The organism is Staphylococcus intermedius NCTC 11048 (assembly GCF_002902385.1).
In the GTDB taxonomy this organism is placed as follows: Bacteria; Bacillota; Bacilli; order Staphylococcales; family Staphylococcaceae; genus Staphylococcus; species Staphylococcus intermedius.
In genome coordinates this window covers 4,016-7,460 of record NZ_PPQH01000109.1, presented here as the reverse complement: position 1 = coordinate 7,460, position 3,445 = coordinate 4,016, and the positions used below count along the sequence as shown (strand labels likewise).

At 28.9% G+C, this 3,445-nt stretch carries 4 protein-coding genes; 1 reads left to right on the top strand and 3 read right to left on the bottom strand.

Annotated elements, in window-relative coordinates; genetic code table 11:
• The 3 genes from CD138_RS13160 to CD138_RS13150 form a co-directional block, all read right to left on the bottom strand.
• The coding region (locus CD138_RS13160) for a Gfo/Idh/MocA family protein (protein ID WP_142380766.1) at positions 1 to 558 on the bottom strand (558 nt) is incomplete at its 3' end.
• Positions 551 to 1,363 carry an HAD-IIB family hydrolase gene (locus CD138_RS13155; RefSeq protein ID WP_019167714.1) on the bottom strand — a complete coding sequence of 271 codons (813 nt, stop codon included), beginning with the start codon at positions 1,361 to 1,363 and terminating at the stop codon, positions 551 to 553. The genes CD138_RS13160 and CD138_RS13155, both read right to left, overlap by 8 nt.
• Complete coding sequence (locus CD138_RS13150) at positions 1,348 to 2,598, bottom strand: DegT/DnrJ/EryC1/StrS family aminotransferase (RefSeq protein ID WP_019167715.1); 1,251 nt, start codon at positions 2,596 to 2,598, stop codon at positions 1,348 to 1,350. The genes CD138_RS13155 and CD138_RS13150 overlap by 16 nt, the downstream gene beginning before the upstream one ends.
• Positions 2,599 to 2,681: 83 nt before the next feature.
• On the opposite strand from CD138_RS13150, the gene CD138_RS13145 reads away from it, so the two are divergent.
• Positions 2,682 to 3,445: LacI family DNA-binding transcriptional regulator (locus tag CD138_RS13145; protein WP_103266016.1), on the top strand; the 764-nt coding region annotated here is incomplete at its 3' end.

The following is a 3,445-nucleotide window of genomic DNA, read 5'->3' as shown; positions in this document are numbered from 1 at the left end:
ATGAGTCGCTAAATCGAGAAGATGAACTCCTAAATCTCCTAAGGCACCACTACTTAACTTTGAACTTCCATCGTCTCTCCAAGTAAAAGTTTTTCTTCTATAAGCACTATTTTTTAGAAATGCCATACGAATAGATATGATTTCACCTATTTTATCATTATTTATTAACTCCATAATCTTTTTAACAACTGTCAAGTTTCTATAATTTAGGTTTATACTTTTTATATTTTGTAGATTGTTATAATGTCTAATTATATTTGTTTCAGAAAGATTGCTACTTAAAGGTTTTTCACACAATACATCGCAATTATGATCTAAAGATTTAACGATATGATCCACATGACAGAAGTTTGGAGAGCATATTACAGAAATGTCCACTTTTTCTAACATAGAATGAATATCTTTAAATGGAGTTGTATTAAATTCTGAACAAAATTTTTCTAAATTATCATCTACTATATCATGGGCGCCAAAAAGGCATACATTAGGGATATCGTTTATAATTTCAGCGTGTATTTTTGCAATACCACCTGTACCAATAATTCCATATTTAATCATTTTTACCTCCTACAAATTCACTGACATGTGTAAATATACCTTTGTAATAAGGATATTTTGTATTTTTAAATTTTCTTTTCATTTCCTCATCTTTACTATTAGACATAATAAATGCATGATCCAGGTATCGTAAGAACTCTTCATCGTTCCCACTATCCCCAAAACCAATAATTGAATTTCGGGAAATACTATACTTACGCATCAAAAATTTTGTGGCATATAACTTCCCAGCATTTTTAGGAGTAAAATCAATATCGTAAGCATTTTCAGGATCTCCCGCTAAAGGATTACAACGATTAAACCTCATAGTATAATTTCTTGTTTTAGAATACTGAATAAGGTCTTTTAGGATTTTTTTATCTAAATTAGTATCTCCTGTTGAATATAAATAAAAATTATACAATGTTTCGTTTTCATGAAAATCTCTTTGTGGTATAAACTCCACCTTATGTTTGAAAGAAATATTATTTAATATATCCAATATATCTTCCAATAGAAATGTTTCAGTTAACACTTCATTTTTATATTCATCCGATTCAACGTATTCATAGTTATTCCATGTGTACATTTTAGAACTTAAGTCAGAAAAAATATGCTTTGGTTTATATGACATATTAGCTTTTAACATTTTTTCAAGGACACTAACTAAAGTGCTTCCTGTTAATATCGCCGTAATAGCATTATTATTGATTGATATTTTCTGTAATAATCCTTCCATTTCTTTTAAAGAATATATATCAGTTTGACTAGTATTATGTTTGTAGTAAGTTTCATCAAAATCAAACAATATTAAATTCCTTGACACCTTAACCCCTCCAGTATCTCTCTTAATTTGCTAATAACATATTCTTGTTCTTCTTTTGTTAAACCAGGATATAAAGGTAAACATAGTAACTCTTTATGTATTCGTTCAGTGTTCGGAAGCGAAATTATTTTCTTGTAACTTATTTGTTTGTGGCTTAAGTATGGATAATATATCTCAGATTGAATGCCTACTTTTTCAAGTTCTGATTTTACAAAGTCCCTCTTATTATTTTTGATTCTGATAGGGTATAGATGCCACACTGATTTGTCATCAAATGTAGGAAGAATAATATTCTCCATATCGCTTAATTTTTCATTATATTTTTCGGCAATTTTTAGTCGTCTGTACTGATTAAAGGTTAAATATTCCATTCTAACAATTCCTATTAGTGCTTGTGTGTTATCAATTTTTGAATTAAAACCAAAATCGATGATTTTCTTGTTTTTTTCTTTTAAGTCAAATCCGTGATAACTAATTAATCTGCATTTATAATCTAATTCAGTATTATTAGTTATAATAGCCCCTGCTTTACCGCAAACCCCTAAATTTTTATACGGATTAAAGCTTAATGCAGCTAAATCAGAATACATACCTACTTCTTCTAAGCCAATTCCCTGACAGGCATCTTCAATTACTTTAATGTCATATTCTGAAGCTATCTTTTGAATTTTTAACATATCGCAAAAACGACCATATAAATGAACAGGTAAAATAGCTTTTGTCTTTGAAGTGATTAAATTTTCGATTGATTTGGGGCATATAGTAAAGTCATCTTTGACATCAGCATAAACAGGTGTTGCTCCTATAGATACAACAGCATTTTCTGTTGCTGCAAAACTGTTTGAAGGTAAAATAACTTCGTCGCCCGCTGTTACTCCTAGAGAGAGTAACCCAATTGTTAAAGCTGCAGTTCCACTAGATAGTGCAATTACATGGTTAATGGATAGATACTCCGATAAATAATGCTCGAATTCATCTATATATTTGCCGCTAGTATATTTTCCAGTAGGTAAAAAATCCTTTAATGTTTTAATAATTTTTTCTGTTTCATCTTCTCTTATCAAGCGATTAACAGGCATAAATTCTATTTTTTGAATATGCTTGTTCTCGGACAAATTTTGATTTGTAATATTTATTTCACTCGAAAGATATTTATTAGCGTGAATTTCATTTTGCTTTTTCAATTCTTGAATATTATTACGAAAATTAAAAATACTACTAGATCTCAATGTCATAGCTACACCGCCTTGTTTATGATAAACTCATCTTAAATTATGGGAACATTCCCATGTCAATATAATTTGTAGGAGGAAAATAAATGGATATTTTCGACGTGGCTAAAGCTTGTAATGTTTCAAAATCTACTGTATCTAGGATATTGAATAATCATCCTTATGTTAATGAGGAGAAAAGAAAAAGGGTCTTGCAATACATTGAAGAAAATAATTATGTTCCTAATAAAATCGCTACATATTTTAGAAACAGAACTACTAAGTCAATCGGTATTTCAATACCTTATATTGATCATCCCTTCTTTTCTAAAATCTCATATGAATTAACCAAAAACTTTTACGAAGAGGGTTATAAATCATTTATTCATCAAACATTTTGTTCACCAATTAAAGAAGAAGAGGTCTTGATATCTTTAAAAAAAAATGAAATAGATGCAGTAATTTTATGTTCGGTAGAAAATCAAGCTGAGATTATTGAAGATTACTCTAAACATGGTTTGATTATATCTAGTAATGACACCAACCAAACTAGGAGTATATCTAATTTTCATTTTGATGAGTTTAATATAGGGAAAGAAGCTACTGAATATTTAATTAAAAAAGGAATAAATAACATTGCTATATGCATTGATAATCCATTTAATGGGGCTCAAAAGTTAAGATTAGAAGGATATAAAAAAGCTCTTTTAGAAAATAACATATCTTTTAAAAAAGAATATATATTCTCATCAGCATTTACCATTAATGATGGCATCAAGATTGGTATGCAAATCCGTAAAAATCATAAAGAAATACAGGGAATATATACTGGCAACGACTACGTTTCAGCAGGTATTTTTAGAGTTCTAGA